The sequence below is a fragment of the Skermania sp. ID1734 genome, from assembly GCF_007489285.1.
Taxonomy (GTDB): domain Bacteria; phylum Actinomycetota; class Actinomycetes; order Mycobacteriales; family Mycobacteriaceae; genus ID1734.
Genome location: NZ_VLIY01000021.1, coordinates 1 through 23,982 on the forward strand (window position 1 = coordinate 1; position 23,982 = coordinate 23,982).

20 protein-coding genes are annotated in these 23,982 nt (G+C 63.8%); 6 read left to right on the forward strand and 14 right to left on the reverse strand.

Going from position 1 to position 23,982, the window contains the following annotated elements:
• The 3 genes from FOS14_RS21290 to FOS14_RS21300 all read right to left on the reverse strand — a co-directional run.
• A partial coding sequence (locus FOS14_RS21290; RefSeq protein ID WP_143772870.1) for a transposase occupies positions 1 to 231 on the reverse strand: 231 nt, incomplete at its 3' end.
• A 795-nt stretch (positions 232 to 1,026) separates the two neighbouring features.
• On the reverse strand, positions 1,027 to 1,413 hold the full coding sequence (locus FOS14_RS21295; RefSeq protein ID WP_143772871.1) for a helix-turn-helix domain-containing protein: 387 nt from the start codon (positions 1,411 to 1,413) through the stop codon (positions 1,027 to 1,029).
• A 48-nt stretch (positions 1,414 to 1,461) separates the two neighbouring features.
• Entirely contained in the window at positions 1,462 to 1,767 is a 306-nt protein-coding gene (locus FOS14_RS21300; protein WP_143772872.1) for a hypothetical protein, read from the reverse strand.
• 375 nt (positions 1,768 to 2,142) lie between these two features.
• On the opposite strand from FOS14_RS21300, the gene FOS14_RS21305 reads away from it, so the two are divergent.
• The gene (locus FOS14_RS21305; RefSeq protein ID WP_143772873.1) at positions 2,143 to 3,186 is read left to right on the forward strand and encodes an NAD(P)-dependent alcohol dehydrogenase; all 1,044 of its coding nucleotides are present in this window, start codon (positions 2,143 to 2,145) and stop codon (positions 3,184 to 3,186) included.
• 152 nt (positions 3,187 to 3,338) lie between these two features.
• Here the strand turns inward: FOS14_RS21305 and FOS14_RS21310 are convergent, their stop codons facing one another.
• On the reverse strand, positions 3,339 to 4,550 hold the full coding sequence (locus FOS14_RS21310) for an IS110 family transposase (protein WP_143772874.1): 1,212 nt from the start codon (positions 4,548 to 4,550) through the stop codon (positions 3,339 to 3,341).
• A 240-nt stretch (positions 4,551 to 4,790) separates the two neighbouring features.
• Here FOS14_RS21310 and FOS14_RS21315 point away from each other — a divergent pair, with 240 nt between their 5' ends.
• Positions 4,791 to 6,311, forward strand: a complete 1,521-nt coding sequence (locus FOS14_RS21315) for a Re/Si-specific NAD(P)(+) transhydrogenase subunit alpha (RefSeq protein WP_143772875.1) — start codon at positions 4,791 to 4,793, stop codon at positions 6,309 to 6,311.
• A 23-nt stretch (positions 6,312 to 6,334) separates the two neighbouring features.
• The gene (gene pntB / locus FOS14_RS21320) at positions 6,335 to 7,756 is read left to right on the forward strand and encodes a Re/Si-specific NAD(P)(+) transhydrogenase subunit beta (RefSeq protein ID WP_143772876.1); all 1,422 of its coding nucleotides are present in this window, start codon (positions 6,335 to 6,337) and stop codon (positions 7,754 to 7,756) included.
• A gap of 26 nt (positions 7,757 to 7,782) precedes the next feature.
• On the opposite strand, the gene FOS14_RS21325 is transcribed toward pntB, so the two are convergent.
• Genes FOS14_RS21325 through FOS14_RS21345 form a run of 5 tightly spaced genes read right to left on the reverse strand, consistent with a single transcriptional unit; the run spans position 7,783 to position 14,187 of the window.
• Positions 7,783 to 8,241 (reverse strand): MaoC family dehydratase, encoded by a 459-nt coding sequence (locus FOS14_RS21325; protein ID WP_143772877.1) that lies wholly within the window; start codon positions 8,239 to 8,241, stop codon positions 7,783 to 7,785.
• The gene (locus FOS14_RS21330) at positions 8,238 to 9,923 is read right to left on the reverse strand and encodes an alpha/beta hydrolase (protein ID WP_143772878.1); all 1,686 of its coding nucleotides are present in this window, start codon (positions 9,921 to 9,923) and stop codon (positions 8,238 to 8,240) included. Before FOS14_RS21330 ends, FOS14_RS21325 begins: the two co-directional genes overlap by 4 nt.
• A gap of 4 nt (positions 9,924 to 9,927) precedes the next feature.
• The gene (locus tag FOS14_RS21335; protein ID WP_185981877.1) at positions 9,928 to 11,538 is read right to left on the reverse strand and encodes an AMP-binding protein; all 1,611 of its coding nucleotides are present in this window, start codon (positions 11,536 to 11,538) and stop codon (positions 9,928 to 9,930) included.
• A gap of 34 nt (positions 11,539 to 11,572) precedes the next feature.
• Positions 11,573 to 12,544: an alpha/beta hydrolase gene (locus FOS14_RS21340; protein ID WP_185981878.1), complete on the reverse strand. Its 972-nt coding sequence runs from the start codon at positions 12,542 to 12,544 to the stop codon at positions 11,573 to 11,575.
• 35 nt (positions 12,545 to 12,579) lie between these two features.
• Entirely contained in the window at positions 12,580 to 14,187 is a 1,608-nt protein-coding gene (locus FOS14_RS21345; protein WP_143772879.1) for an NAD(P)/FAD-dependent oxidoreductase, read from the reverse strand.
• A 134-nt stretch (positions 14,188 to 14,321) separates the two neighbouring features.
• Between FOS14_RS21345 and FOS14_RS21350 the strand changes: the two genes are divergently transcribed.
• Positions 14,322 to 17,072, forward strand: coding sequence for a LuxR C-terminal-related transcriptional regulator (locus FOS14_RS21350; RefSeq protein WP_143772880.1), 2,751 nt, complete (start codon positions 14,322 to 14,324; stop codon positions 17,070 to 17,072).
• A gap of 77 nt (positions 17,073 to 17,149) precedes the next feature.
• On the opposite strand, the gene FOS14_RS21355 is transcribed toward FOS14_RS21350, so the two are convergent.
• From FOS14_RS21355 to FOS14_RS21370, 4 genes are all read right to left on the reverse strand, one after another.
• Positions 17,150 to 17,998, reverse strand: a complete 849-nt coding sequence (locus tag FOS14_RS21355) for a 3-hydroxybutyryl-CoA dehydrogenase (protein WP_143772881.1) — start codon at positions 17,996 to 17,998, stop codon at positions 17,150 to 17,152.
• A gap of 209 nt (positions 17,999 to 18,207) precedes the next feature.
• On the reverse strand, positions 18,208 to 19,119 hold the full coding sequence (locus FOS14_RS21360) for a DUF4436 family protein (RefSeq protein ID WP_143772882.1): 912 nt from the start codon (positions 19,117 to 19,119) through the stop codon (positions 18,208 to 18,210).
• Between the two features lie 140 nt (positions 19,120 to 19,259).
• Complete coding sequence (locus tag FOS14_RS21365) at positions 19,260 to 19,583, reverse strand: nuclear transport factor 2 family protein (protein WP_143772883.1); 324 nt, start codon at positions 19,581 to 19,583, stop codon at positions 19,260 to 19,262.
• Between the two features lie 20 nt (positions 19,584 to 19,603).
• Positions 19,604 to 20,356 carry an SDR family oxidoreductase gene (locus tag FOS14_RS21370; RefSeq protein ID WP_143772884.1) on the reverse strand — a complete coding sequence of 251 codons (753 nt, stop codon included), beginning with the start codon at positions 20,354 to 20,356 and terminating at the stop codon, positions 19,604 to 19,606.
• A gap of 130 nt (positions 20,357 to 20,486) precedes the next feature.
• Here FOS14_RS21370 and FOS14_RS21375 point away from each other — a divergent pair, with 130 nt between their 5' ends.
• The gene (locus FOS14_RS21375) at positions 20,487 to 21,404 is read left to right on the forward strand and encodes a LysR substrate-binding domain-containing protein (protein WP_143772885.1); all 918 of its coding nucleotides are present in this window, start codon (positions 20,487 to 20,489) and stop codon (positions 21,402 to 21,404) included.
• A gap of 267 nt (positions 21,405 to 21,671) precedes the next feature.
• A complete protein-coding gene (locus FOS14_RS21380; protein ID WP_143772886.1) occupies positions 21,672 to 22,856 on the forward strand; it encodes a beta-propeller fold lactonase family protein in 1,185 nt (394 codons plus the stop codon).
• An 82-nt stretch (positions 22,857 to 22,938) separates the two neighbouring features.
• Here the strand turns inward: FOS14_RS21380 and FOS14_RS21385 are convergent, their stop codons facing one another.
• The gene (locus FOS14_RS21385; RefSeq protein ID WP_143772887.1) at positions 22,939 to 23,874 is read right to left on the reverse strand and encodes an alpha/beta hydrolase; all 936 of its coding nucleotides are present in this window, start codon (positions 23,872 to 23,874) and stop codon (positions 22,939 to 22,941) included.
• Between the last annotated feature and the right edge of the window lie 108 nt (positions 23,875 to 23,982).

Sequence of the window (23,982 nt, forward strand, 5' to 3'; positions counted from 1 at the left end):
AAGCAGCTTGATCCGCTTGTGTGCCTCCCGCAGTTGCGCGGCTACGTCGTCAGCGGGCGGTGACGCACCTGGCCGGCTACGGTCGTCCTCCCGCTCGGCGATCTTGAGCCAGCGATGCAGGCAAGCCTCCGAGATCCCGAAATCCTTCGCGATCTGGCGCAACGGAGCCTCACCCTTGCGGGCCACGGCGATGACATCGGCACGGAACTCGGCAGGAAACGGTTTCGGCACGAGAATGATCCTTCCAGCAAGGACGAATCCTCACAGGTCAGGAGTCAACCAAACCGGGGGCAGTCCCGGTCGAGAGTTTCGTTGGAAGTTTGTGTGGTCATGAGGTCTCCCTTTTCACCGTCGTCCTGACCATCCGTCGACATCAATGGTTGTGACGGTCGACACCGTCGCGGTGTATCAAGGTGAGACATCGGCGCAGGAGGCGGCCGAACCGCACGGAACGGTTCAAAACGCCTGGTCAGCACGGGTTAAGGAGGCATCCGCAGAGCGACTCACACGTCGTCGGACATCACGTATCGCGCTCCGAGCGTCTCAAACTGAGCCACTGCGATACTTTCCAAATCTGTGCAGGACACGGCCGTGTCGACACACGGCACTTGAGGCAGCCGTCACCGGGCGTTACCTCATTCGTACTCGTCATGATCACCCCAGAGCTAGATCTAGAGGGTCACGCTCCTTGGCGGTAGCGCCGCACACCTACGCGATCCTCTGAAACAAACAGCCCGACGTTGCTTCGCTGCACTCGCACGCGACGACAAAGGCAGAGACCGATCCATCCGAGAGGGAATTGCTTCAAGTCGAGCACCGAAAATTGTGGGTAATTGCTGCTGCCGCAACTATTTTAACGCCGCAGCAGGTCAACGATGTTCTGTTACAACTGAATCCGTAAAGGTTTAGGGCGCAAGTCCCGTCGGACGCCCCTACTCACCTGCGCCCGCTCGCGGTGTCGACGAGACCGTCGATCACGACCTCGCCCGGCACGGGGCTGCACGAGTAATGCCGCCGTCGCCTGAGTCAGGATGATCCGGATTCGTTTGCTTCGATGTAGCTGCGATACACCGAGATAAGTGCGCGCTTCTGTGTCGGGGTCAATCTTTTGTCAGCATTCAGAGCATTCTCGGTGGCGTTGCCGTCGTCTGCGGCAGAGTCGGCCGCCGGTCCGGTCTCTTCGAGGAGCCCAGCTTGTTCGAGCATTGCTTCAGCCGAAAGGTTGAGCGCGGAGGCGATCGATTTGAGAACTCGTACGGACGGTTGGTGCATGCCGCGTTCGATCTGGCTGAGGTACGGATTTGAGACCGCGGTCATAGCAGAGAGCTGGCGCAGCGACAGATTAGCCATCTGCCGCTGCGCCCTGATGAATTCTCCCAAGAGTTTGGCGTGTTGATCTGGTTCGTTCAGCATGTCGTCCCCTAAATACTCGAGGCGGCGGATGCCTTCGAACCTACTTGCTCAGGCAGGATCGGCCGGTTTGACAGCTGCGGCAACGTTGACGGAGAAGTCGCGCTGGAGTGTCAGCAGTTCGATGGCGACGTCGTACCCTTTGATCCAGACAGCCTGGATGTCGGCCAGCGCCGGCACGCCCGGGATGAGTTCATTGCCGGACTGGACGGAATTGGTCGCTTCCGCAAGGGAAGTCGCCAGATCGAGGGTGACTTTCTGTCCCTGCCTCACCGCGGATACAAGTTGATCGCCAGCTTTGGTGACCGCGTCTGTCAGCGGGGTAGGGGTGGTCGTCGTCGTGGCGGTGGCGGCCATGATGGGCTCCTTAGGATAGCGGTTGAAACTTGCACGCTAAGTATGGCGAGCGTGCGCTTGGTATTTCAAGCAGTACTGAAGTGAGCCACGTCACTCTTGTCTCGCGGACATGTCCGTTCCACAGCGCCCAGTTTTCGGAGCACACCGCCAGGTGTTGGTTCGGCTAGTCAACGCAACGACAATTGATTGCCGTGCAGCGCTCCAGCTGAACTGCGCGAAAGTCGTTCGAGTCTGCTCGACCAATGACCTGGGGACGATGACCACCCGTTCGGGTGGACCGGAGCCGACGTCTGCGCCATATCGTCCTAGCCGTTACCAACGACCGCTCGGACACAGCAGCGGTAGACGCTCAGCCAGCTACCGGAAAGGATCACCATGAAGGCGTTGAAGCTCGTTGCGCCCGGGAAGATCGAACTGCGGGACGTTCCAGTTCCAAAGATCTCGGATAACGAAGTCCTGGTTCGGATCGCAGCTGCCGGACTGTGCCACTCCGACTTACACATCCTTCACCAGGACGACAGCTGGCCGTTCTTCGGAACGACCATGGGTCATGAAACCGCCGGTTTCGTTGAAAGTGCTGGTGCCGGTGTGAACGGGATCAAGCCCGGAGATGCCGTGCTGGTTCGGGCGGTCTGGTCGTGCGGAACATGCCGGTCTTGTCGCAACGGCCGGGGCAATGCCTGCTCGATCAATGGCAGCCGCACCCAGTTTCCGCTGACGCCGGGGCTCGCGGTCGACGGCGGAATGGCCGAATTCATCAAGGTCGACGCTCGTCACTTGAACGGGATCGGCGCACTCGATCCGGTCGCGGCGGCCCCGTTGGCAGATGCCGGGCTGACCCCGATGCACGTGATCAACACCGTCCGGGCGAGGTTGGCCGACGACGCGACGGTAGTGGTGATCGGGATCGGCGGACTCGGCCACGTCGCACTACAAATCCTTGCCGCGGTGTCGAATTCACAAATTATCGCGATCGACGCGGACGCTACCCGGGTAAATCACGCTACGTCGTACGGAGCCGATCTCGCGCTGCTCGCGGGTGAGGATGCGGCCACTCGAATTCTCGCCGAGACAGACGGGTTCGGTGCCGACATCGTCATCGACTTCGTCGGAGTGCAGCCGACCATCGACCTCGCACGCCAGATCGTGGCGCCGGAGGGAGCAATCCGGATCGTCGGCCTGGGTGGCGGGTCCTTCCCGTTCAACGCCAGCCTCGAAGGCGAGGTGCTGCCGTGGGGAGTCAACGTGCAACGTCCCTACGGCGGAACCGAAGTCGATCAAACCGAGGTCCTCCAACTTGCCGACGACGGTAAGGTCGCGGTGCAGACGGATACCTACCCGCTGGCCGACGCGCAACGTGCATTTGACGACCTCGCCAACGGCAAGTTGAAGGGTCGCGCAGTTCTGATACCGGGCTGAGACGTCCGCCGCGAGGAATCTCAGAGTTCGTCACTCGTTCGTGTCGGGACGTTCTGGTCGAAGCCTGCGACGACGCGCGCTGCGCGACGTCGATCCCACGGACCTTCTTATCAACCAGTCAGTCAATTCGTAGGAGATTCTCAATGAAGATGTCAAGCCGCGAGAGCGGTAGGTGAGTGGTCGTGGGGCGTGTAGGTCGCGCCGTCGCGCAGCATCGCCCACAGGACGTTGACTCGTCGCCTCGCCAGGGCCAGCACGGCTTGGGTGTGGGCTTTGCCCTCGGCTCGTTTTCTGTCGTAGTAGATGCGAGAAGTGGGGTCGAGGCGTACAGCGATCATCGCTGCCAGGTAGCAGGCGCGCAGCAGGCCACGCCTGTCGTAACGACGGGGCCGCTTGAGATTTCCGCTGATCCTTCCCGAATCGCGCGGTACGGGTGCGAGCCCGGCGACCCCGGCGAGGCGGTCGGCACTGGTAAAAGACTTCATGTCACCACCAGTGGCGGCGATGAACTCGGCCGCGAGCATGATTCCGAAGCCGGGCATGCTCAGGATGATCTCGGCGTGGCGATGGCGACGAAATCGTTCCTCGATCAGCGCTTCGGTCTCACCGATCTCGCTGTCGAGGGCCATCACCTCCTTGGCCAGGCGCGCGACCATGGCAGCGGCGATCTGCTGACCGGGCACGGTCGCGTGCTGAGCTTTGGCGGCAGTGATAGCGGTGGCAGCGATGCGGGATGCGTTGCGGGCCTTGTGGTTACGCAGCCAGGTCTCCAGGCGTGCGGCTCCGAGGCGGCGCAGTGCGTCCGGAGTTTGGTAGCCGGTGAGCAAGATCAGCGCGGCTTTGCTGTTGCTGTAGTCGAAGGCGCGTTCCAGTGCCGGGAAGTATTCCAGCAGCTGGGCGCGCAGACGGTTGATCACACGGGTGCGGTCGGCCACGAGATCGGTGCGGCGCGCGGTGAGGATGCGCAGGTCGACGGCGATGTCATCACCTACCCGCAACGGTTGCAGGTCGCGGCGCATGCGGGCTTGGTCGGCGATGATCGCAGCGTCTTTGGCGTCGGTTTTTCCGTCACCGCGGTAGCTGCCCGAGGCGTGGTAAACGGTGCGTCCGGGGATGTAGAGCAGTCGCTGATCGCGGGCGAGCAGCAGTGTGATCAGCAAAGCAGCGCCACCATGGTTGAGGTCGATCGCCCAAGTGACGGGTCCGCCGTCAGCGAGAGCGGTCACCGCGCTGATCAATTCGAGCAGCACGGTTTCATCGTTGGCGATTCGCTGCGACAGCAGGCGCTGCCCGTCAGTGTCGATGACCACGCAATGATGGTCGGCTTTGCCGGCGTCAACGCCGGCCCACAGTTGTCGTGCCATCAACGCCGCCTCCGTGCTCGTCTGGCTACTTCCGTTAGACGACCACGCCGACGTGTCCTTACACAGCGATCCAATCGCGTCTCTCAATTAGCGGTCGAGTCGTCTCGGAACGACGGGCGGCCAATCTCCTACGGCCATGAACACCAGCAAAAGCATGAAAGCCATACCCGTCGTCCCTAGGTGAATCGAACCCTACGGCCGACGGCCCGACCACCCTACGAAAGAAAGTAAGGAAAAGCCTTGATCATTGGGGTCTTCAAAGAAGCGCGCCCCGGTGAGACTCGGGTCGCGGCTACACCCGATACCGTCCAGCAACTCCGCAAGCTCGGCTACGACGTCATAGTGGAGCCGGGAGCCGGAGAATTGGCATCCTTCTCCGACGCTGCATACGCCGCTGCGGGAGCTGCGATCGGTGACCCCTCACGCGCGCACATCCTGTTCGGCGTCAATCCACCCTCGTCCGACCAGCTCGACGGCGTGAATGCGGGCGCAACGTTGGTGAGCCAAATGGCACCCGCGTTAAATGCGGCGCTCATCGAAGACCTCGCGCGCCGAAGCACCACGGCGCTGGCGATGGATGCGGTGCCGCGGATCTCTCGGGCGCAGTCGTTGGATGTGTTGTCGTCGATGGCCAATATCGCGGGCTATCGCGCGGTGGTGGAGGCGGCGCACGCGTTCGGCCGGTTCTTCACCGGTCAGGTGACCGCGGCAGGGAAGGTTCCGCCGGCGAAGGTGTTGGTCGTGGGTGCCGGTGTCGCCGGACTGGCGGCGATCGGTGCGGCGGGGTCGCTGGGCGCGATCGTGCGGGCGACCGACCCGCGGCCCGAGGTGGCTGATCAGGTCGAATCACTGGGTGGCGAGTACCTTTCCATCGCCGACTCCGACGCGGAGGTGTCGTCCACCGGCTACGCCAAGGAGATGGGCGCCGATTACAAGGCTCGCGAAGCGGCTTTGTACGCCGACCAGTGCGCCGACGTCGACATCATCATCACCACCGCCTTGATCCCGGGCCGCCCCGCTCCCCGCATCATCAACGCCGGCATGGTGGCCTCGATGAAACCCGGCAGTGTGATAGTCGACATGGCCGCCGCCAACGGCGGCAACGTCGAAGGCACCGTCGCGGGACAGGTTGTGGTGACCGACAAGGGCGTCACCATCATCGGTTACACCGATCTCTCTGGACGCCTTCCCGGGCAGGCTTCGCAGCTGTATGGCACCAATCTCGTCAACCTGCTCAAGCTCGTCACCCCGGGCGAGGACGGCGAGTTCGTCCTCGACTGGGACGACGTGGTGCAGCGCTCTATGACCGTCGTCCGCGACGGCGAGATCACCTGGCCACCACCACCCGTGGCAGTATCGGCGGCACCCGCGGTCAAGGCCCCGGAACCCGTTGTCAAGCCCGTGAAGGAACCGCTCTCGGCCGGACGACGGCTCGGGATAGTGTTCGCAGCCGCGGCTGTGCTATTCGGGTTGATCGCGATCTCCCCCGCCGCATTGCAGGTGCACTTGACGGTGTTCACGTTGGCGATAGTGATCGGCTACTACGTCATCGGGCACGTCCACCACGCTCTGCACACCCCACTCATGAGTGTGACGAACGCGATCTCCGGGATCGTCGTCGTCGGCGCACTGCTACAGATCGGGCACCACAATGTCGCGATCACTGCCGTGTCCGCGCTGGCGATCCTGCTGGCCAGCATCAACGTCTTCGGTGGCTTCGCGGTGACCCGCCGCATGCTGGCCATGTTCTCCCGAAGCTGACGATCCGGAAAGAGACCACTTCTATGTTCTCGGTGGAGACCACCGCGACGTCGGCCTACGTCGTCGCGGCCCTGCTGTTCATCCTTGCCCTCGCCGGTCTGTCCAAGCACGAGACCGCCAAGACCGGCAACTCGTTCGGGATCGCCGGTATGGCCATCGCGCTGCTCGCCACGGTCGCAAAGGCCATCGACGGAGACATCGAACACCTCGGACTCGGGCTACTCCTGATCGCGAGCCTGATCGGTGCCGCGATCGGCCTGTGGCGTGCCCGTGTGGTCGAGATGACCGGCATGCCCGAACTGATAGCACTGCTGCACTCGTTCGTCGGTTTGGCCGCGGTGCTGGTCGGCTGGAACGGGTATTTGCACATCGAACGTCACCCCGACGGTGTCGACGCCCAACTGTTGGGTGCCCACCGACTCCTCGGCATTCATTCGGCCGAAGTCGTGATCGGCGTGTTCATCGGTGCGGTCACCTTCACCGGCTCGATCGTCGCCAACCTGAAACTCTCCGCGCGCATCACATCGACCCCGCTGATGCTGCCCGGCAAGAACTTCCTAAATCTCGGCGCGCTCGTCGGGTTCTCCGCCCTCACCGTGTGGTTCGTCATCTCACCGTCGATCTGGCTGCTCGCCATCGTCACCGCGCTCGCCCTGCTGCTCGGCTGGCACCTGGTCGCCTCGATCGGTGGCGGCGACATGCCCGTCGTCGTCTCGATGCTCAACAGCTACTCCGGATGGGCCGCCGCCGCCTCCGGGTTCCTGCTGTCCAACGACCTGCTGATCATCACCGGCGCACTCGTCGGATCCTCCGGTGCGTACCTGTCCTACATCATGTGCAAGGCCATGAACCGGTCGTTCATCTCCGTCATCGCCGGCGGCTTCGGCATCGAGGCCGGACCGGCCGACGACAAAGACTACGGCGTTCACCGCGAAATCACCGCCGCCGCCGTCGCCGAACTCCTCACCTCCGCCGACTCCGTCATCATCACCCCCGGCTACGGCATGGCCGTCGCCCAAGCCCAGTACGGAGTCGCCGACCTAACCCGCACGCTCCGCGAACGCGGCATCGACGTCCGCTTCGGCATCCACCCCGTCGCTGGCCGGCTCCCCGGCCACATGAACGTCCTGCTCGCCGAAGCGAAGGTCCCTTACGACATCGTGTTGGAAATGGACGAGATCAACGACGACTTCGCCGACACGTCGGTGGTACTGGTGATCGGCGCCAACGACACCGTCAACCCGGCCGCCGCCGAAGACCCCGGTAGTCCCATCGCCGGTATGCCCGTCCTCACCGTCTGGGAAGCCGACAACGTCATCGTTTTCAAACGCTCCATGGCATCCGGCTACGCCGGCGTCCAGAACCCTTTGTTCTTCCGCACGAACAGCGCCATGCTCTTCGGCGACGCAAAAGAGCGTGTCGACGACATCCTCCGCGCCCTCTGAACGCAAATCGTTTGGGCGCTGGCCGTTCAGCTGTAGTAGCGGAAGACAAGATCGGCAACGCAGCACGGTTTCGGTTCGTTTTCAACCTCGTAAGTGAGGTGGTAGACCGCTTCCGCACCGCCGGCCAACTCGGTGACGGCCGCGAGTTCGGCATGAACACGTACACGCGCGCCAACCTTCAGGGGCGCGGGAAACCGAACCTTGTTCAGCCCGTAGTTGAGGACGACCTCGAATCCGGAGACCGTGCAGATCGACCACAGCAGGCCGGTCGACATGCCCAACGTCAGGAACCCATGTTGGACCGTCGTCCCGAAGGGCCCGTTTCGGGCACGCGCCGGGTCGACGTGAATCCACTGCTCGTCGCCGGTCAGCCGCGCGAACGTGTTCACGTCGTCCTGCGCAACGTCGATCCACTCACTGACACCGAGCACGGTGCCTTCCCGTTCGCGCAATCCGTCGAGACCCTCGAGAACAACCGAAGTCATTGCAGCCTCACATATTCGCCCGGGCCCTCGCCGAGCACTCGGTGTTCAGCGCCACCGACCGGCGGCGGGTCGACCATCTGACCACCCCGCTCGGCGGACCACACTGCCCAGTCGTCCCACCACGAGCCTGGGTGTTTCTCAGCGCCCGCGCGCCACTCCTCGGGGGCGGCCGGGGTCTCGTCGGACGTCATGTACCACGCCTTGGGGTTGGGCGGGTTCACGACGCCGGCGATATGGCCACCGCTGGAGAGTACGAACCGAACCGGACCACCGACGTAATCCGTTGTGGCATAAGAGGATTTCCATGGAACTATATGGTCGTTCACGGCGGCGACGATGTAGAGCGGCTGCGATAGGTCGCCCAGGTGCAGGCGCCGGCCAGCCAACTCCAATTCGCCAGCGACGAATCGGTTCTCGACATAGCACGCTCGAAGGTAGAAGGCGTGCATCCGTGCGGGCATCCGGGTCGAGTCGGCGTTCCAGGCCAGCAGATCGAACGCCGGTGGCGACTGCCCCATCAACCAGTTGGACACGACATAGTTGAAGATCAGATCGTTGGGCCGGAGCATGTCGAAGGTGCCCGACATTTCGGTGCCGTCGAGATAACCCTTGCGGGCCATCTTCTTCTCCAGTATGGCCACTGTCGACGGATCCGTGAACGTCCCCAGCGGACCCGGTTCAGCGAAGTCGACCATCGCGTTCAACAGGGTGATCGCTCCGATCCGGTCGTCTCCTGCGCTGGCGAGGTACGCCGCCGTCATCATGGTCATCGCGCCACCGAGGCAGAGCCCGACGACGTGAACCTTCGCCGAGCCGGTGATGTCGCACACGACATCTAGCGCGGTGCCGAGTCCCTGGATCAGATAGTCGTCCATCGTGGTGTCGGCCATCGTCCGGTCGGGGTTGCGATAGCTGATCGCGAAAACGGTGTGCCCGTGCTGGACCGCCCATTCGATGAAGCTCCGGCCCGGCGCGAGATCCATGATGTAGTACTTGTTGATCCAGGGCGGGCTACACAGGATCGGGATCTGATGCACCTGCTCGGTCTGCGGCAGGTACTGCAGGACTTCGATGAGATCGTTGCGGTGGACGACCCGGCTCGGGGTTGCCGCGAGGTTCCGGCCGACCTCGAACGGTGTCCGATCCACCTGCTGTGGACGGCCGTTGTTGTGGAGGACGTCGTCGGCGAAGTTCCAGAGACCGGACACGACGCTACGGCCACCGGTTTCAAAGGCCCGTTTGAGCGCGGCGGGATTGGTCAGCAGAAAGTTCGTCGGCGCCAGCGCGTCCGCCAGGAACTCGAGCGCTACGTGCGCCTTGCGCGCTGCGACCGGGTCGAGTTGGGCCGCCTCGGCCGATCCCAGCGCGTACTGACGTAACGCCAGATAGGCCTGCCTGATCGCGTAGTAGGCAGGGTTGTCCTCCCAGGTAGGGTCGGTGAACCGCCTGTCCTTGGGATCGATCGCCATCGGCCCGGGCGTGGACAGGCCGAGTGAGCGGTTGACCGTCACCAACGCTGTACCGATCAGCTCGCTGCCGACTCGATAGGTGAGTTCGGTGCCCTTGAACGGATGGCGCGCCACACCGAGGACTGCCGAAGCAACTGCGCGTCCGAACAACGCGGTATCCGGATCGTCGATGAAGCCGACGGCCTCGGCAGCCTGGACAGCTTTTTCGAACATCGTCTCAGCCCTGAATCCGTACGACTGCGTGACCCCATTCGGCATCGCGCAGTTCCTTCTTGCGGACCTTGCCTGTAGACGTTTTTGGTAACTCGTCGAGGAACTCGACGGACCGTGGCGCCTTGTACGACGCGATCTGGGCCTTCGTGTGCGTGGTGAGCTCGTCGGGAGTTGTCGTCGTGCCGGGCACGAGGACAACGAACGCCTTCGGGCGCTCGCCCCACTTGTCATCGGGCACGCCGATGACGGCGACCTCGCGGACGGCAGGATGGCTCGCCAGCGCCTGCTCGACTTCGACCGTCGAGATGTTCTCGCCGCCGGAGATGATGATGTCCTTTGCCCGATCCAGTAGTTGGACATATCCGTCGGGATGCATCACCCCCAGGTCGCCAGAGTGGAACCACCCGCCCGCGAACGCTTCGGCGGTGCGCTCGGGATCGTTGAAATACCCCTTCATCACCATGTTTCCGCGCATAACGATCTCGCCCATCTCGACGCCGTCGGGTTGCACGTCGATCAGGGAACCGTCGGCTGCGCGCTCGGTGCGGACGACCCGCATCCTGTCCGCAGTGAGCATGCCGACGCCCTGGCGAGCGAGCTTGCGGGAGAGCTCGTCACCGGGGAGTGTGTCCCAATCCGTGCCGGGTTCGCAGACCGAGTACGGCCCGTAAGTCTCGGTGAGCCCGTACACGTGGTTCAGCGTGAATCCGAGTCCGCGCACCGCGGCGATGACCGTAGGACTCGGCGGTGCGCCGGCGGTGGTGGCGGTCAGCGAGCGCTTCAGCGGGTGGGCCCTGGCGGACGTGGCCAACGTCACGAGAACCGTTGGGGCACCGTTGAGATGGTCGATCCCCTCGTTGTCGATCAGCTCCCACATCACGTCGTCGCGTACAGCACGCAGGCAGACGTGGGTTCCGGCCACGGCGGTGACCGCCCATGTGGTGCACCATCCGTTGCAGTGGAACATCGGCAGCGTCCATAGGTATCTGGTCTCGATGTCGAAACCTTCGTGGTGGATCGCCCCCAGAGAGGCCAGGTAAGCGCCGCGGTGGGTGTACATCACCCCCTTCGGGCGGCCCGTGGTCCCGGAGGTGTAGTTGATCGAGATCACGGCATCTTCATCGTCGACCGACCACGGAATCGGGGCATCCGATCCGCGAGCCACGAGTTCGGCGTACGGCAGGGCGATCCCCGCGTAATCGCCGTCGACGCCAGGGGTTTCGACGAATTCGCGGATCGTCGCGAACGTAGCCGCGCGAACGGGTTCGAGAAGTGCTGCGTCGCCTACGAGCAATACCGCCCCTGAGTGGTCGCAGATGTAGGTCACCTCCTCGACCGACAACCGAGTATTGATGGCGACGAGCACCCCACCCGCCAGGGGAACGGCGAAGTGCGCAACCAACATCTCGAACGAATTCGAAGTCAGATAGGCGATCCGATCCCCCACCTCGACACCCGAAGCGCCCAGCGCGTGCGCGAGTCGGGTCACGTGGGCGGCCAACTCCGCGTAGGTGATACGCCGGTCACCGTCGACGACCGCGGTCTTATCAGGGTGCACCTCCGCCGCGCGTTCCAGGAAACGCAGCGGTGTCAGCGATGTGTTCAGACCGGGCACCGGCTTCTCCTTTCTCCTCGTGGATTCCGCGGGGTCATTCCCACAACCGAGGCGTCCAGCCGAGGCGGTAGAGCTTTCGAAGGTGCGCGCCGACGGCCTCGAGCGCGGCCCTTCCCTGGTCCATCACGCCGGCGAGATTGGCTGCGAAGGCGTGGATCTGGCCGTCGTAGCGGTGGATCTCTACGTCGACGCCGGCGTCGCGCAGCCGTTCGCCGTACGCTTCGCCCTCGTCGCGCAGCGGATCGAACTCAGCGGTGATGATGTAGGCGGACGGCAGTCCCGATACGTCTGCGGCCAGCAGCGGCGACGCCCGCCAGTCGGTGGGATCGGCCTGGTAGTGCTCCTGGAACCAGGCGATCAGTTCAGTGGTGAGGAAGTAGCCTTGGCCGTTCTCCCGCGACGAGACCGTGTCGCGAGTGAAATCTGTTGCGGGGTAGAGCAATACCTGACCGATAAGGGCAGGGCCGCCGTTGTCCCGCGCGTTCAGGGCGACGACCGCGGCGAGATTACCCCCCGCGCTGTCGCCCGCGACGGCGATGCGTTCGGGATCGATGTTCAATTCGGCCGCGTGATCGGCGACCCACTGGGTCGCCGCGATGGCGTCATCCACCGCTGCCGGGAACGGGTGCTCGGGCCCCATCCGGTAATCGACGGACACCACCACCGCGTGTGCCCGGTTGGCCAACAGGGTGCACGGCCCGTGCACGACCTCGCGGTCGCCGATGACCCAGCCGCCGCCGTGGAAGTAGATCAGGACGCCGAACGCGCCGCTGCCCTTCGGTGTGTAGATGCGGACCGGGATCTCGCCGTGCGGTCCTTCGGCGGTCCGATCCGCGATGTCGACGACCTCTTCGGCCGGCAGTCCGCACTGCGCGACGACCGCGAGATATGTGGCCCGCGCGTCGGCTACGGGCATCTCGTTCAACGGGGGAACACCGGCGTCGGCGATGCTCTGCAGCCAGCCCGCGGCCTGCGGATCCAGTTGGCCTGTCGTTGTCAGTGTCATGGTCTTCCTCGATTCCTTCGGAAATTGAATTTGGTTTATGCGAACGAGAATGGGGCGTAGTCGGCGACGGCCTCGTCGCACAACCGGCGGTATTCAGGGAAGCCGCCGCACCACGACAGCAGGCCGCTCGGCTTGCCGTTCACATTCGTGCCGGTCCACCACGAGGCGGTGCCAGGAATCAGCGTCGCGTTGGCGATCGTGTTGTGCATCTCCATGAACCCCTCCTCCGCGGACGGGCTGGCATCGACGTAGGTGTATCCGTTGTCGCGCATATGGGCGAGGAAGTCGCTGATCCACTTGCCCTGCTGCTCGATGAGCGTCGGCCCGTTGGTCAGGATCGCCGGGTTCTGCGGACCGCAGTAGTGCAAGAACATGTTCGGGAAACCTGGAACCGTCATGCCCAGGAAGGTGCTTGGACCGTCAGCCCACCGCTGGGCCAGACTGACACCGTCGATGCCGCGGATGTTCATGTCGAACAGGGCACCGGTGTAGGCGTCGAAGCCGGTGGCGAACAAGATGATGTCGACGTCGTGCTGGGTGCCGTCGGCCATCCGAATGCCAGTCTCGTTCACCTCGGCGATCGGGTTCTCCTTCATGTCGACGATGCTCACGTTGTCCCGGTTGAACGCTGCGTAGTAACCGTGCTCGATGGGCGGGCGCTTGCTGACGAAGGGGGAAGTCGCGGTCAGTCGCGCCGCCCGCTCGGGGTCGCGGACGACCGCCGCGATCTTCTCGCGAAGAAAGTCCACGACGACGTCGTTGGTCGCCTTGTCGAGCGCGACGTCGCTGAAGGTGGAGAAGGCGAGCGTGAGGCCACCCTTGCGCCAGATGCGCTCGAGGACAAGGCGCTTCTCGTCGTCGGTCATGGCCGCGCCCTCCCCCGCCATGTCCGGGTAGGGGAAGCCGCCGAAGTTGTTGCGGGCCTGCTCGAAGATCTCGAGGTGGCTGGAGTGAATCACCTTCCAGTCGTCTTCGTCGAGTTCGTGATTGCGGCCTGGCAGGCAATGGTAGGGATTGCGGGAGAATTCCTGGACATGCGCGGCGGTGCGCGCCACGACTGGAATTATCTGCACGGCGGTCGCACCGTTGCCGATGACCGCGACGCGCTTGCCGCTGTAGTCCACCTCGTCTTCGGGCATCCGCGAGGTGTGGAACCATTGGCCACCGAAGGTTTCGAGGCCAGCGATATCCGGCATGTTCGGCTTGCTCAGCACGCCGACAGCGGGGATGAAGTAGCGGGCGGATACGGTTTCCCCGCCGTCGGTGGTGATGGTCCAGCGGTTCGTCGTCGCGTCGAACTCTGCGCCGACCACCTTGGTCGAGAAGGTTATGTATTTGCGCAGGTCCTCGCGGTCGGCCACCCAACCCAGGTAGCCGCGGATCTCCGGCTGCGACGGGTAGCGCTCACTCCAGGTCCACTCGTACAGCAGGTCGGAGTTGAAGTAGTCGGAGAAGCTGTACACCGTGCTGTCAGAGTCCGACCTAGCCCCCGGGTATCGATTCCAGTACCAGGTTCCGCCGACATCGGATCCCGCCTCGAATGCGCGGGCCGACAGGCCCAACTCGCGCAGCTGCCGCAAGGTGTACAAACCGGAAAAGCCGGCACCGACGACGACGGCGTCGACCTCGTGCGAATTCGTCATTGAAAATCTCCCTACTCGAAAGGTGTGCCGTGGTGTGGGTCACAACGTATGTCGGGGATGCAGGCCCACCCCCACCCGAACGGGTGGCTTCTCGACATGGAGGCGGGTAGTAGAACTGTTGCTATGAGGTGCCCATGACATCGCCACCGGACCCGCACCTGAGGCGGCGCACTCCGCCACCGCCCATGCCGCAGACACGATTCCGGCCACCGGTGGCGTCCAAGACCCTCGTCCCGCGGACACGCCTGCTCGCGGACCTCCGCGCCGGCGGACGAGCGCGGCTGACCGTGATCCACGCCCCCGCCGGCTACGGCAAGAGCACGCTGGCCGCTCAGTGGTGCGAGGCGCTCGCCCAAGAGGACGCGGCGATCGCGTGGCTGTCGGTGGACACCGACGACAACGCGGTCGTGTGGTTCCTCATGCATCTGATCGAGGCGATCCGCCGGGTCCAACCCGCACTCGCCGCGGAGCTGGGGCAGGTCCTCGAGGACCACGGTGGCGATGCCGAGCGATACGTGCTCACCACGCTGATCAATGACATCGACGAGCACGGCCGCCGGTTCGCCCTCATCATCGACGATTGGCATCGCGTGACCTCGCCGGAAACAATTGCTGCGCTGGGCTTTCTGATAGAGAACAGCTCGCACAACTTGCAGATCGTCGTGACCAGCCGGACGCAAGCCGGTTTACCGTTGAGCGCCTTGCGCATCCGCGGCGACCTGATCGAGATCGATGCCGCCGCACTACGTTTCGACACGAGCGAATCCCGGTCCCTGCTCGTCGACCTGGGCGGTCTGTCCCTCGAATCCGATTCCGTCGCAGAACTCACCGACACCACCGACGGGTGGGTCGCAGCCTTGCAACTCGCCGCGCTGTCACTGCGCGGTCGCCGCGATCCCGCCGAATTCGTCAGGACGATGTCGGGGCGCCACCATACGATTGCTGAGTTCCTCGCCGAGAACGTTCTCGACACGCTGGAACCGGACATCCTCGACTTCCTGCTCGCCACCTGCGTGCCCGAACGCCTCAACGGCGATCTCGCGGCCAGTCTCGCCGGAAACCGGCGCGGCCAACTGATGCTCGAACGGGTCGAAGAACGCGACCTATTTCTGCTGCGGCTCGACGAGGACGGAGAGTGGTTCCGCTACCACCATCTCTTCGCCGACTACCTCCGCCGACGCCTCGAGCGAGATGATCCCGATCGGATACAGCGGCTCAACACCGTTGCCGCACAATGGTTCGCCCGCCACGGGATGATCAAGGAAGCGGTTGTCCATTACTGCGCAGCTGGGGACGTCGAGCACGCTGTCGACCTGGTGGAGCGGGAGGCCATGGTGCTCGTCGAGCACAGCCGGATGGTCGACCTTCTCGGCCTCGTCGGACTGCTCCCCGTCGAATCGGTGGGCGATCAACCGACCCTGCTGACAGCGATCGCGTGGGCGAACTGCCTGCTGCAACGGCCAAATCCCGCGCAACACAGTCTCGATCGCTTACGGGAATTCCTGGCGCGGACTCCGGTCGACGCGGCGATCAACGCAGATACACAGTGCGAAGCAGACGTGGTCCAGGCATGCATCGACGTATACGGTGACCGTCTCGACCGCGCGTCCGCGCTCGTCGGTCCCGCTCTGGAACAGGCTGAGGATGGGCAGCCGTTCGTCGTCGCCGTCGCGGCCAATATCGACTCCTTCGTCGATATCCAGAACTCCCGCTTCGCAGCCGCGCTCACTCGGCAGCGGTGGGCGCGCCCGTACCAATACCGTAGTCGAGGCCCGTTCGTCGGTGTCTACGGGCAATGCTTCTCGGGCATTGCGGCGTTCGCCGCGCTGGATCTCGATGCCGCCGAGCGATACTTCAACACGGCGGTCGACCTCGCTCGGGATCTGGCCGGCCCGCATTCGCACGCAGCTCAGCTGGCCGGCGCTCTGCTCGGCGACCTGCGCTACGAGCGCAATGACCTGGACGGAGCCGCAATGTTGCTGGAGGAAAGCCAGGAACTCGGTGCTGAGAGCGGCGTCGTCGAATTCATGCAGGCAAGTTATGGCACGCTCGCCCGGATCAGGGCGCTGGCAGGCGATCGAGTGGGAGCCCTCGACCTGCTGAGCGAGGGCGCTGCGGTAGCCGACCGGCTGCACCTGCCGCGGCTCGCATCGCGGATAGGCGCCGAGCGGGTGCGGATTCTGCTGCAAGCGGGTCAGATCCGAGACGCCCGCCGTGCTGCGGATGCACTGCCGAGCGGTGCGGGTGGGCGCGGCGGGGTGGCGGCGACGATCATGCATACCCGCAAGTCGTCGGAGGCCATGGTGCTATCTGCCGAGGGAGACCATGCGGCCGCGATCGGCCACCTCACCCGTTTGGTCGACGAGTTGACCAGGCTCGGACAGTTACGGGCGGCCGTGACGGCTCGAGCGCAGCTGGCGGTGGCCTACCAGGAGGCCGGCCGGCCCCACCAGGCGATGCGTGCGCTGGGCGTGGCATTGTGTGCCGCGTCGCGGGCCCGGCTGCGGCGCAGCGTGCTCGACGCCGGTCCCGGATTGCTCCCGGTGCTCGGCAACATCAGCGACGCGACCCGCGCTGGACGATGGCCCGTGGACGCCGAGCAAGTGCCGCCGGACTATCTGGCCGAGCTGATCGCCGCGGGTGCCGCCGAGTCCTCTGGCGCGACCGCTCGCACGCTAAGCCCCGAATTGCGCGAGCTGTCCGCACGCGAGATCGACGTCCTGCGACTACTGGCGGCCGGACTGACCAATCAGGACATCGCCGAGCGGCTGTCACTGACCGTCAACACCGTCAAGTGGTATCTGAAGAAAATCTACGCGACGCTCGGGGTCACCAATCGAACCGAATCCGTCGCGGCCGCCCACGCCGGCGGTCTGCTGAATTGAGTTACTCGCCTTACCCATCATGTCCGGCTCGTCCTCGCCTGCGCCGCCGAATGGCCCAAGCTATCGGCAGATAGGCGCTAGTCGTACTTGTAGAAGCCCCGACCCACTTTTCGACCCAGCCGACCGGACTCCACCATTCGGCGCAGCAGCGCGGGCGGAGCGAGATGTGGTTCGGCGAACTCGGCGTACAGCGATTCGGCCGCGGCGAGGGTGATGTCGAGGCCGATGGTGTCGACGAGCGTCAGCGGACCCATCGGGTAGCCGCAACCGCCCTTCATCGCCGCGTCGATGTCCTCGGCCGTGGCGTATCCGGAGTCGAGCATCTTGATCGCTTGGCACAGATACGGAATGAGCAACGCGTTGACGATGAAGCCCGAGCGGTCACCGGCCTGCACGGTGGTCTTACCGAGTGTGTTCTTCGCGTAATCCGTCACGGCCGCAGCGGTTTCCGGCGACGTCACGAGCGTCGAGATGATCTCGACCAAGGGCATCAACGGAACTGGGTTGAAGAAATGCATTCCGAGCACCTGCTCGGGACGCTTGGTGGCGGTCGCAACCTTGATGACCGGGATCGACGAGGTGTTCGTGGCAAGAATGCCCGACGGCTTCACGATGGTGTCGAGCTTGCCGAAGATCTCGAACTTCAACGACTCGATTTCGGGGGCGGCTTCGACGACGAGATCGCGATCGGCGAACTCGTCGATGTCGAGAGTGACGCGGACGCGGGCGATCGCGGCGTCGGCGTCGTCCTGGCTGATCTTGCCCTTGGCGACCCCACGTGAGATCGACGTCGTCACCCGTTTCGTCGCGGCGTCGGCGAACTCCTGCTTCGTCTCGAGGACCAGGACATCGCTCCCAGCCTTGGCGCATACCTCCGCGATTCCGGCACCCATGGTGCCGCCACCAACTACTCCGACCAGCTTCACCCGTCATCTCCTCGAGTCCGACCGCTGGCCCATCCGGGTCCCAGCGAGTTCCGCTGAACCTTACCGCGCCGCCTTCGCACGCCCACCGTGTCGAGTCTGCGTTAAGTCGCCAGCGCAGCCTGAGGGGACGCACAGCCGCCAGCGTGACAGTCAGTTCACTCGCCGGCGAACTCGTCATGGCCCGCTGCATCCAGACCAGCACGCCATCGTCAGGGCGCGGACCACCAGGCGTAGACGTAGATGACCATCGCGGTCACCAGGCCGACGATCGCCCACAACACGACGGTCACATCGATCCAGGCTCCGGGTTCAGGGGCGCCGGGTAGCACGGTGCGCAACGGGATGATCGCAAACAGCAGCGCGGCGAACCATGTGGTCATCGGTGGGTAGAAGATGCGGCGGGAGCGAGCGGTCTGGACGGCCACGAACAACCCCAACACCGGCAGCACAGCGATCATCGCAGTCAACAGAATTGCGAAAATGAGGGCGCCGAAGGACCTTTCGACGACCAAGCCCGGTGCAGCCAACGCCGGCGTTGGACGCTGAACGTCACCGGTGTGCACGTCCCAGCCGTGCAGCTCATCGAACACTTCTACCCCGACACGTAGGGGCGGCCCTGGGTTGGCACCCATAGGACGCACGGCCGCGATCAGGGCTCCGCTGGCATAGTGGTCGAACGGCCATACGAGATGGTCGCCGGAGACGGGCAGCGTCGTTTCCGCCGACTGGGTGGGTAGATGCCCCTGATGCAGTAGTACCGGACCGGCATCCAACGCGGGATAGAACAAAATCTCGATGTCACCAGTCAGTCGACCGGTCATTGGATCGGTGAAGGAGCGGGCGCCGCTCAGCCATATCCTGGCAGTGATCTTGTTGTTGACCTCATCGATGCGTTCAAGATCGACATGGGCTCGAGCGCTGCTGCCGGCAACTGAATCCTGGTAGATGATTCCAGTTCCCGGCATCGACCAGTACGCCAGAATCGTAGCGACATAGGTCAATGCGATCACGGTTACCACGAGCACCAGCACAGACACTGGCGCCCAGCTGTGCGACCGACGACCGCCAGCAGCGCCGGCCACCTCGGCCGCACCGGTCGTCACCGGTTGCTCGGGGGTCATGTCCGAGGCACCCCGCGACAGTCCGTCGCGCTTTGCACGCACAACTTTAACGCGAAACTCGTTGTCTACCGAGGTGAATCAGCGAAATGCCGGCCGCACGCAACGGGGTCCCTACCCGCCGGAATGCGTCGAAATCTCGTTTACTCTCGGATGGTCATGCGGGTGACTCTGTCTTCGGTGGTGGCGAAGGTGAAGGTACTGGGACCGTTGAATCCATTGCCACCGACGGTTGCACCGACGATCGTTTCGCCGCCTACAACCTCGACCCGGTCGACCTGCAGGCTGACTTGTTTGCCGACGTATTCCCGATCGCTCCACCCGCGAATCTCTGTGCGTCCGGTGAATTCCCGTCCCCAGTCGTCAACGACGCCGTCGTCGGTGAAGGCATCGAGAAACGCGTCGACATCGCCGCGGTTGGTTGCGTCGATGACGGCCTGAACCGGCGCAGGCAACAGCTGTGTCATTGTTCGTACTCCATTGCGAGTCAGCGGGTGGTGTAACCACCGTTGGCGAAAATGGTTTGTCCGGTAATCCACCAGCCGTCACCAACGAGGAATTCGACCACGGGCGCGATGTCGTCGATCTTGGTCAGCTGATTACCCATGGCTTGCGACTTGTGGAACTCGACGCGTTCGGGTGTTTCTTCTGGATAGAAGAAGGGCGTGTCCATGGGGCCGGGGGCCACGTTGTTCACGGAGATTCCGCGTGAGGCAAATTCTTTTGCGGCCGCGCGAGTGAAGTGTTCGACCGGGCTTTTCGCGCCGGCATACGTTGAGTAACCGTCCGTAAAGGCCGCCAACAACGACGTCAGGATAGTGACGATTTTGCCGTTGTCGTTCAAGTGTTTGCCGGCCTCCTTCAAGAAGAAGTACGCCGCCTTTGCGTTGATGTCGAACATCGCGTCGTAATCGGCCTCGGTGGTCTCTATGACCGGTTTGCGCAAGACTTTGCCGACCGTGTTGACGGCGAGGTCCACTCCCCCGAACGCGTCGACGGCAGCGTCGAACAGCCTCTCGACATTGCCTGGCACGGTCAGGTCGGCCTGGATTTTGATCGCCTTCACCCCAGCCGCCTCCACCGCCTCGACGGTTTCGTCGGCTGCCTCCTCGGTCGCGTCACTGTTGTAGTGCACCGCCACATTCGCCCCGCGCTCGGCCAGCCTCCTGCTGATCAGCCCGCCGAGGTTCTTGGCTCCCGCCGCCACGACCGCTGACTTTCCCTCGAACTTCCGTGTCACTTCGCCTCTCCCGGATTGTGTCGCTATTACTGCCACCTCCGACGCTAGGCGGCTTTCCGACAATTGGGAAACAGCATTATCCGATCAAGCTACAAAGAATGTTTGTAGGTGCCGGACGTAAGATGGGCTTGTGCCTCGTACCCGACCAGCCTCCGCCTCGCGCCCGCTCGACCTGCACCGGCTCGGTCAATTCCTCAGCGTTGCTGAGCATTCCGGGTTCAGCAACGCAGCTGCGCAACTGCACATCAGTCAGCAAGCGCTGAGCACGTCGGTACGCCAGCTGGAACGCCACCTTGGGGTCACGCTTTTCGATCGATCCGCACGCCACGTCACCCTCACCGCCGCCGGAGAAGTCCTCGCGCAAGGCGCGCGCACGCTGCTCGCGGCCGCACAGGCGCTGGAACGGCAGACCCGCGACGCGGCAGCCCACCACCCGCGCCCATTCGTCATCGGACACACGCCCGCGATCACGGCCGAGGAAGTCTTCGATCTAATCGAACCAGCCTGCCGGGCCCGTCCCGACGTGTCTTTCACTGCCCAGCAACTTTTTCCCGACGCGTTGAGCACCGCGCTGTACGAGGGCACCATCGATCTGGCGCTGCGGCGCGGTGTCGTCACCCCGCCAGACCTATCGGCGGCCGTAATCGCCTATCACCCACTGCGACTGGCCGTTAGCGTGCGCCACCGCCTGGCACACCGAAAACGCATCGACATCGGTGAGCTGCGCGACGAGAAGATGGTGGTGTGGGCGCCGCCTGGGTCGTCCTTCTACACGGACTTCATCGTGAGCACGTGTCGCCGAAGAGGATTCGAACCGGACATAGTCGTCAACCGTGTCCAGGGGACTCCGCCGGTCACCGCCGTCGTGGACAGCGACAACATTGCCTTCGTCACCGCCCCGCCCGGCGCGACGCTCGGTGGACGCGTCAACGTCATCGAACTCAAAGATCCCCCGCTAGTGCCCATTCAAGCACTGTGGTTGCCGCACAATGTATCTGCTGTCCGCAACCTGATCACTCGCGGACGGGCGCGGAGTGGAAGAAGCTGACCCTGTCGATGACAGTTGACGGCAGGCGATCTGACCGGCCGATATGAACCGCGAGCGTATTGCCCCTACCGCACAACTGGTTCGGCGGGCACGTGTACGTCACCGTTTGGCGTAGTACTCCAATCGGTGCTTCCTCGACGACGTCCCGGCATTCCTGAACCTGTACAACTGTCGGGCGGGTGGGCATGTGGTTCATCAATTGTGGGCCGGCGGAGTGTGCAGATATCTGGACAGTTTTTGCATTCGCAGCCCCCATAACGTCGTGACATGTCATTCAATACAAAGACCGGCTTCGATTCCATCGAGCCTCTCCCGACCGTGATGGCCACCCGGACGCGCAAACCTGCGCGGTGGCTGATTGCCGTGGCAGCCGCCGTTCTCCCCGGTTTGATGGCGGCCGAGCCCGCGGCGGCCGACACCGCCCACTATCGCATTTATGTGCACGGGTATCTCAGCGATGGCATTGCGGGCTACAACGCTTCCGACACGGGCAATCCCACCGCGATCGCCGGGCGCGCTTCTTCCGGGTTGCCTAACTGGCCCGAAGCCGCGTCGCGCGACGGACGTTTCCTTTATGTCGCGCCGACCGTCAACCCCAGATTGATTCCCTACGCCATCGGAGCCGATGGTGCGTTGAGCCCCGCAGGTACCCCTCTCCCCTTGCCCGACATACCGATCGACATCACCTTCGCCCCGAACGGCCGCGACGCCTATGTGATCGTTGGGTTGATGAACGGGGCAGTTGTGCCGGTTCGATTCGGCGGCAATGGAGTTCCGGTCCACAACGGTCCCGTGACACCGCTCGGCACTGTCGGTGACGGCATTGCCAGCGCCGCGGTGTCACCAGACGGCCGCAACCTGTACGTGGCGAGCGTGCCCGACCGACAGTTGCTGGTATTCGACATCCACGCTGACGGCACACTTTCGGCGGCGAAACAGCGAGTCGCCGGCGGCATCAATCCGCTGTTCCCCACGCTGACCCCGGACGGGCGCCATCTGTTCTTCACCAACGAACTCAGTGGCACCGTGCAGGCTTTCAACCGTTCCGCAGACGGCACACTGACCGAAGTCGCCGGATCACCGTTCAAGGCGGGCATTATGCCGCACGTTGCGAGCATCACCCCGGATGGCCGCTATCTGTACGTGCCGAACACTGGCTCAACATTCATCAGCGCCTACGCCATCGAACCGAACGGCGCTCTGCTGTCGCTTCCGAACGTCGAATTCGCTCCCGACAAGATGGGCGTGTTCACCGAATCGTCGGTGATGTCGCCGAGCGGGAGAGCGCTGTGGGTACTCGGTACGGACCCGCTTCGCGCTGGAGAGGAGTTGTTGCGCCGCTTCGCCATTGGCCGTGATGGCACGCTCATGCGTGACGAGTCCACATCCATCTACACCGGCACGACCGTCGCGGATGGGCGGACGATGACGCTGGTGCCGCAACCCGGCTGATTCGCGCACCAATGGCCGCGGTCCGAGAAAGCGAGGGCCACCGGTGGTTTCGGTGGCCCTCGCTTCCGAACGTGTCGAGCGATCAGCCCAGGTGCTTGCGGTAGAACGGCACCAGGCTTTCCAGTGCGACACCGGTCGGGCCGGGCTTGTCGTACAGGTCGTAGTGGGATGCGCCCTCGACCACAACGAGTTGCTTGTCCCTGGAAGCGGCGCGGCCGTACAGTTCCATGCTCAGCCGCTGCGAGGCGAACGCACCGACCTTGTCGCCGATGACGATGCACAGCGGCTGGGTCAAAAATACCTCGACACGGTCGAAGGCGTCCCAATCAACCAGCGCAGCTTGGCGAGCGAAGTTGAAGCTCGTCTTACCGCCGGGCGCCTGGCCGCGATCGGTCTTGTAGTAATCCGTGGCCTCGACGATGTCGATGTCGGTGACACCCGCCTGCTTCGCCGCCTCGACCGAGGGAGGCAGCAGATCGTTGATCACCTCGGCCTGCCCGCGAGCCTCCGCGGTGCGCTGAGCGGCGATGGCCTCGAGCATGCCCATCGGGTCGTACTCCGAGAAGCCTTCGCGCATCAGCCGACCGACGTTGCTCCCGACGACGGTGCCCAGCGCTTTGATCCGGCGGTCGATCTTGGTGGCCGCCACCCCGTAGCCCGCGCCGCCGCAGATCGCGAGGACGCCGATATTGTCCGCGTCCACATAGGGCAGGGTGACGAGATGGTCGATTACGAAGCTGAAGTCGCTGGTCCGGAAGCCGGGATCCTCGACCGACCGTGGATGACCGCCGCTGTCGCCCTGGAAGCTCGCGTCGAAGGCCGCCACCACGAAACCCGCCTCGGCCAGCGCCGAACCGTAGACATTGCCCGAGGTCTGCGCTTTGCAACTGCCCGTCGGGTGGCCGGAAACGATCGTGGGATACGCCTTCGATTCGTCGAAGTCCGGTGGGAAATAAATGTCCGTTGCGATATCCCAGGCCCAGCCCTTGACCGCCACAGTTGAGATGTTGTCTGCCATGATCTTTCGTCCCCGTCGTTGGCTATTGTTTGTCTGTAAGGCCCATGCCACTCTTGAAGGTTTCATTTGGCCTTTGATCGCGGCGGCGTTGCCGACCGGATGAAATCC

What these genes read in the sequence shown, in the direction of transcription:
- FOS14_RS21295 (WP_143772871.1), bottom strand. Translation starts at nt 1,413, where the DNA reads ATGCTGAACGAACCAGATCAACACGCCAAACTCTTGGGAGAATTCATC.
- FOS14_RS21300 (WP_143772872.1), bottom strand. Translation starts at nt 1,767, where the DNA reads ATGGCCGCCACCGCCACGACGACGACCACCCCTACCCCGCTGACAGAC.
- FOS14_RS21305 (WP_143772873.1), top strand. Translation starts at nt 2,143, where the DNA reads ATGAAGGCGTTGAAGCTCGTTGCGCCCGGGAAGATCGAACTGCGGGAC.
- FOS14_RS21310 (WP_143772874.1), bottom strand. Translation starts at nt 4,550, where the DNA reads ATGGCACGACAACTGTGGGCCGGCGTTGACGCCGGCAAAGCCGACCAT.
- pntB (WP_143772876.1), top strand. Translation starts at nt 6,335, where the DNA reads ATGTTCTCGGTGGAGACCACCGCGACGTCGGCCTACGTCGTCGCGGCC.
- FOS14_RS21325 (WP_143772877.1), bottom strand. Translation starts at nt 8,241, where the DNA reads ATGACTTCGGTTGTTCTCGAGGGTCTCGACGGATTGCGCGAACGGGAA.
- FOS14_RS21330 (WP_143772878.1), bottom strand. Translation starts at nt 9,923, where the DNA reads ATGTTCGAAAAAGCTGTCCAGGCTGCCGAGGCCGTCGGCTTCATCGAC.
- FOS14_RS21340 (WP_185981878.1), bottom strand. Translation starts at nt 12,544, where the DNA reads ATGACACTGACAACGACAGGCCAACTGGATCCGCAGGCCGCGGGCTGG.
- FOS14_RS21345 (WP_143772879.1), bottom strand. Translation starts at nt 14,187, where the DNA reads ATGACGAATTCGCACGAGGTCGACGCCGTCGTCGTCGGTGCCGGCTTT.
- FOS14_RS21350 (WP_143772880.1), top strand. Translation starts at nt 14,322, where the DNA reads ATGACATCGCCACCGGACCCGCACCTGAGGCGGCGCACTCCGCCACCG.
- FOS14_RS21360 (WP_143772882.1), bottom strand. Translation starts at nt 19,119, where the DNA reads ATGACCCCCGAGCAACCGGTGACGACCGGTGCGGCCGAGGTGGCCGGC.
- FOS14_RS21365 (WP_143772883.1), bottom strand. Translation starts at nt 19,583, where the DNA reads ATGACACAGCTGTTGCCTGCGCCGGTTCAGGCCGTCATCGACGCAACC.
- FOS14_RS21380 (WP_143772886.1), top strand. Translation starts at nt 21,672, where the DNA reads ATGTCATTCAATACAAAGACCGGCTTCGATTCCATCGAGCCTCTCCCG.
- FOS14_RS21385 (WP_143772887.1), bottom strand. Translation starts at nt 23,874, where the DNA reads ATGGCAGACAACATCTCAACTGTGGCGGTCAAGGGCTGGGCCTGGGAT.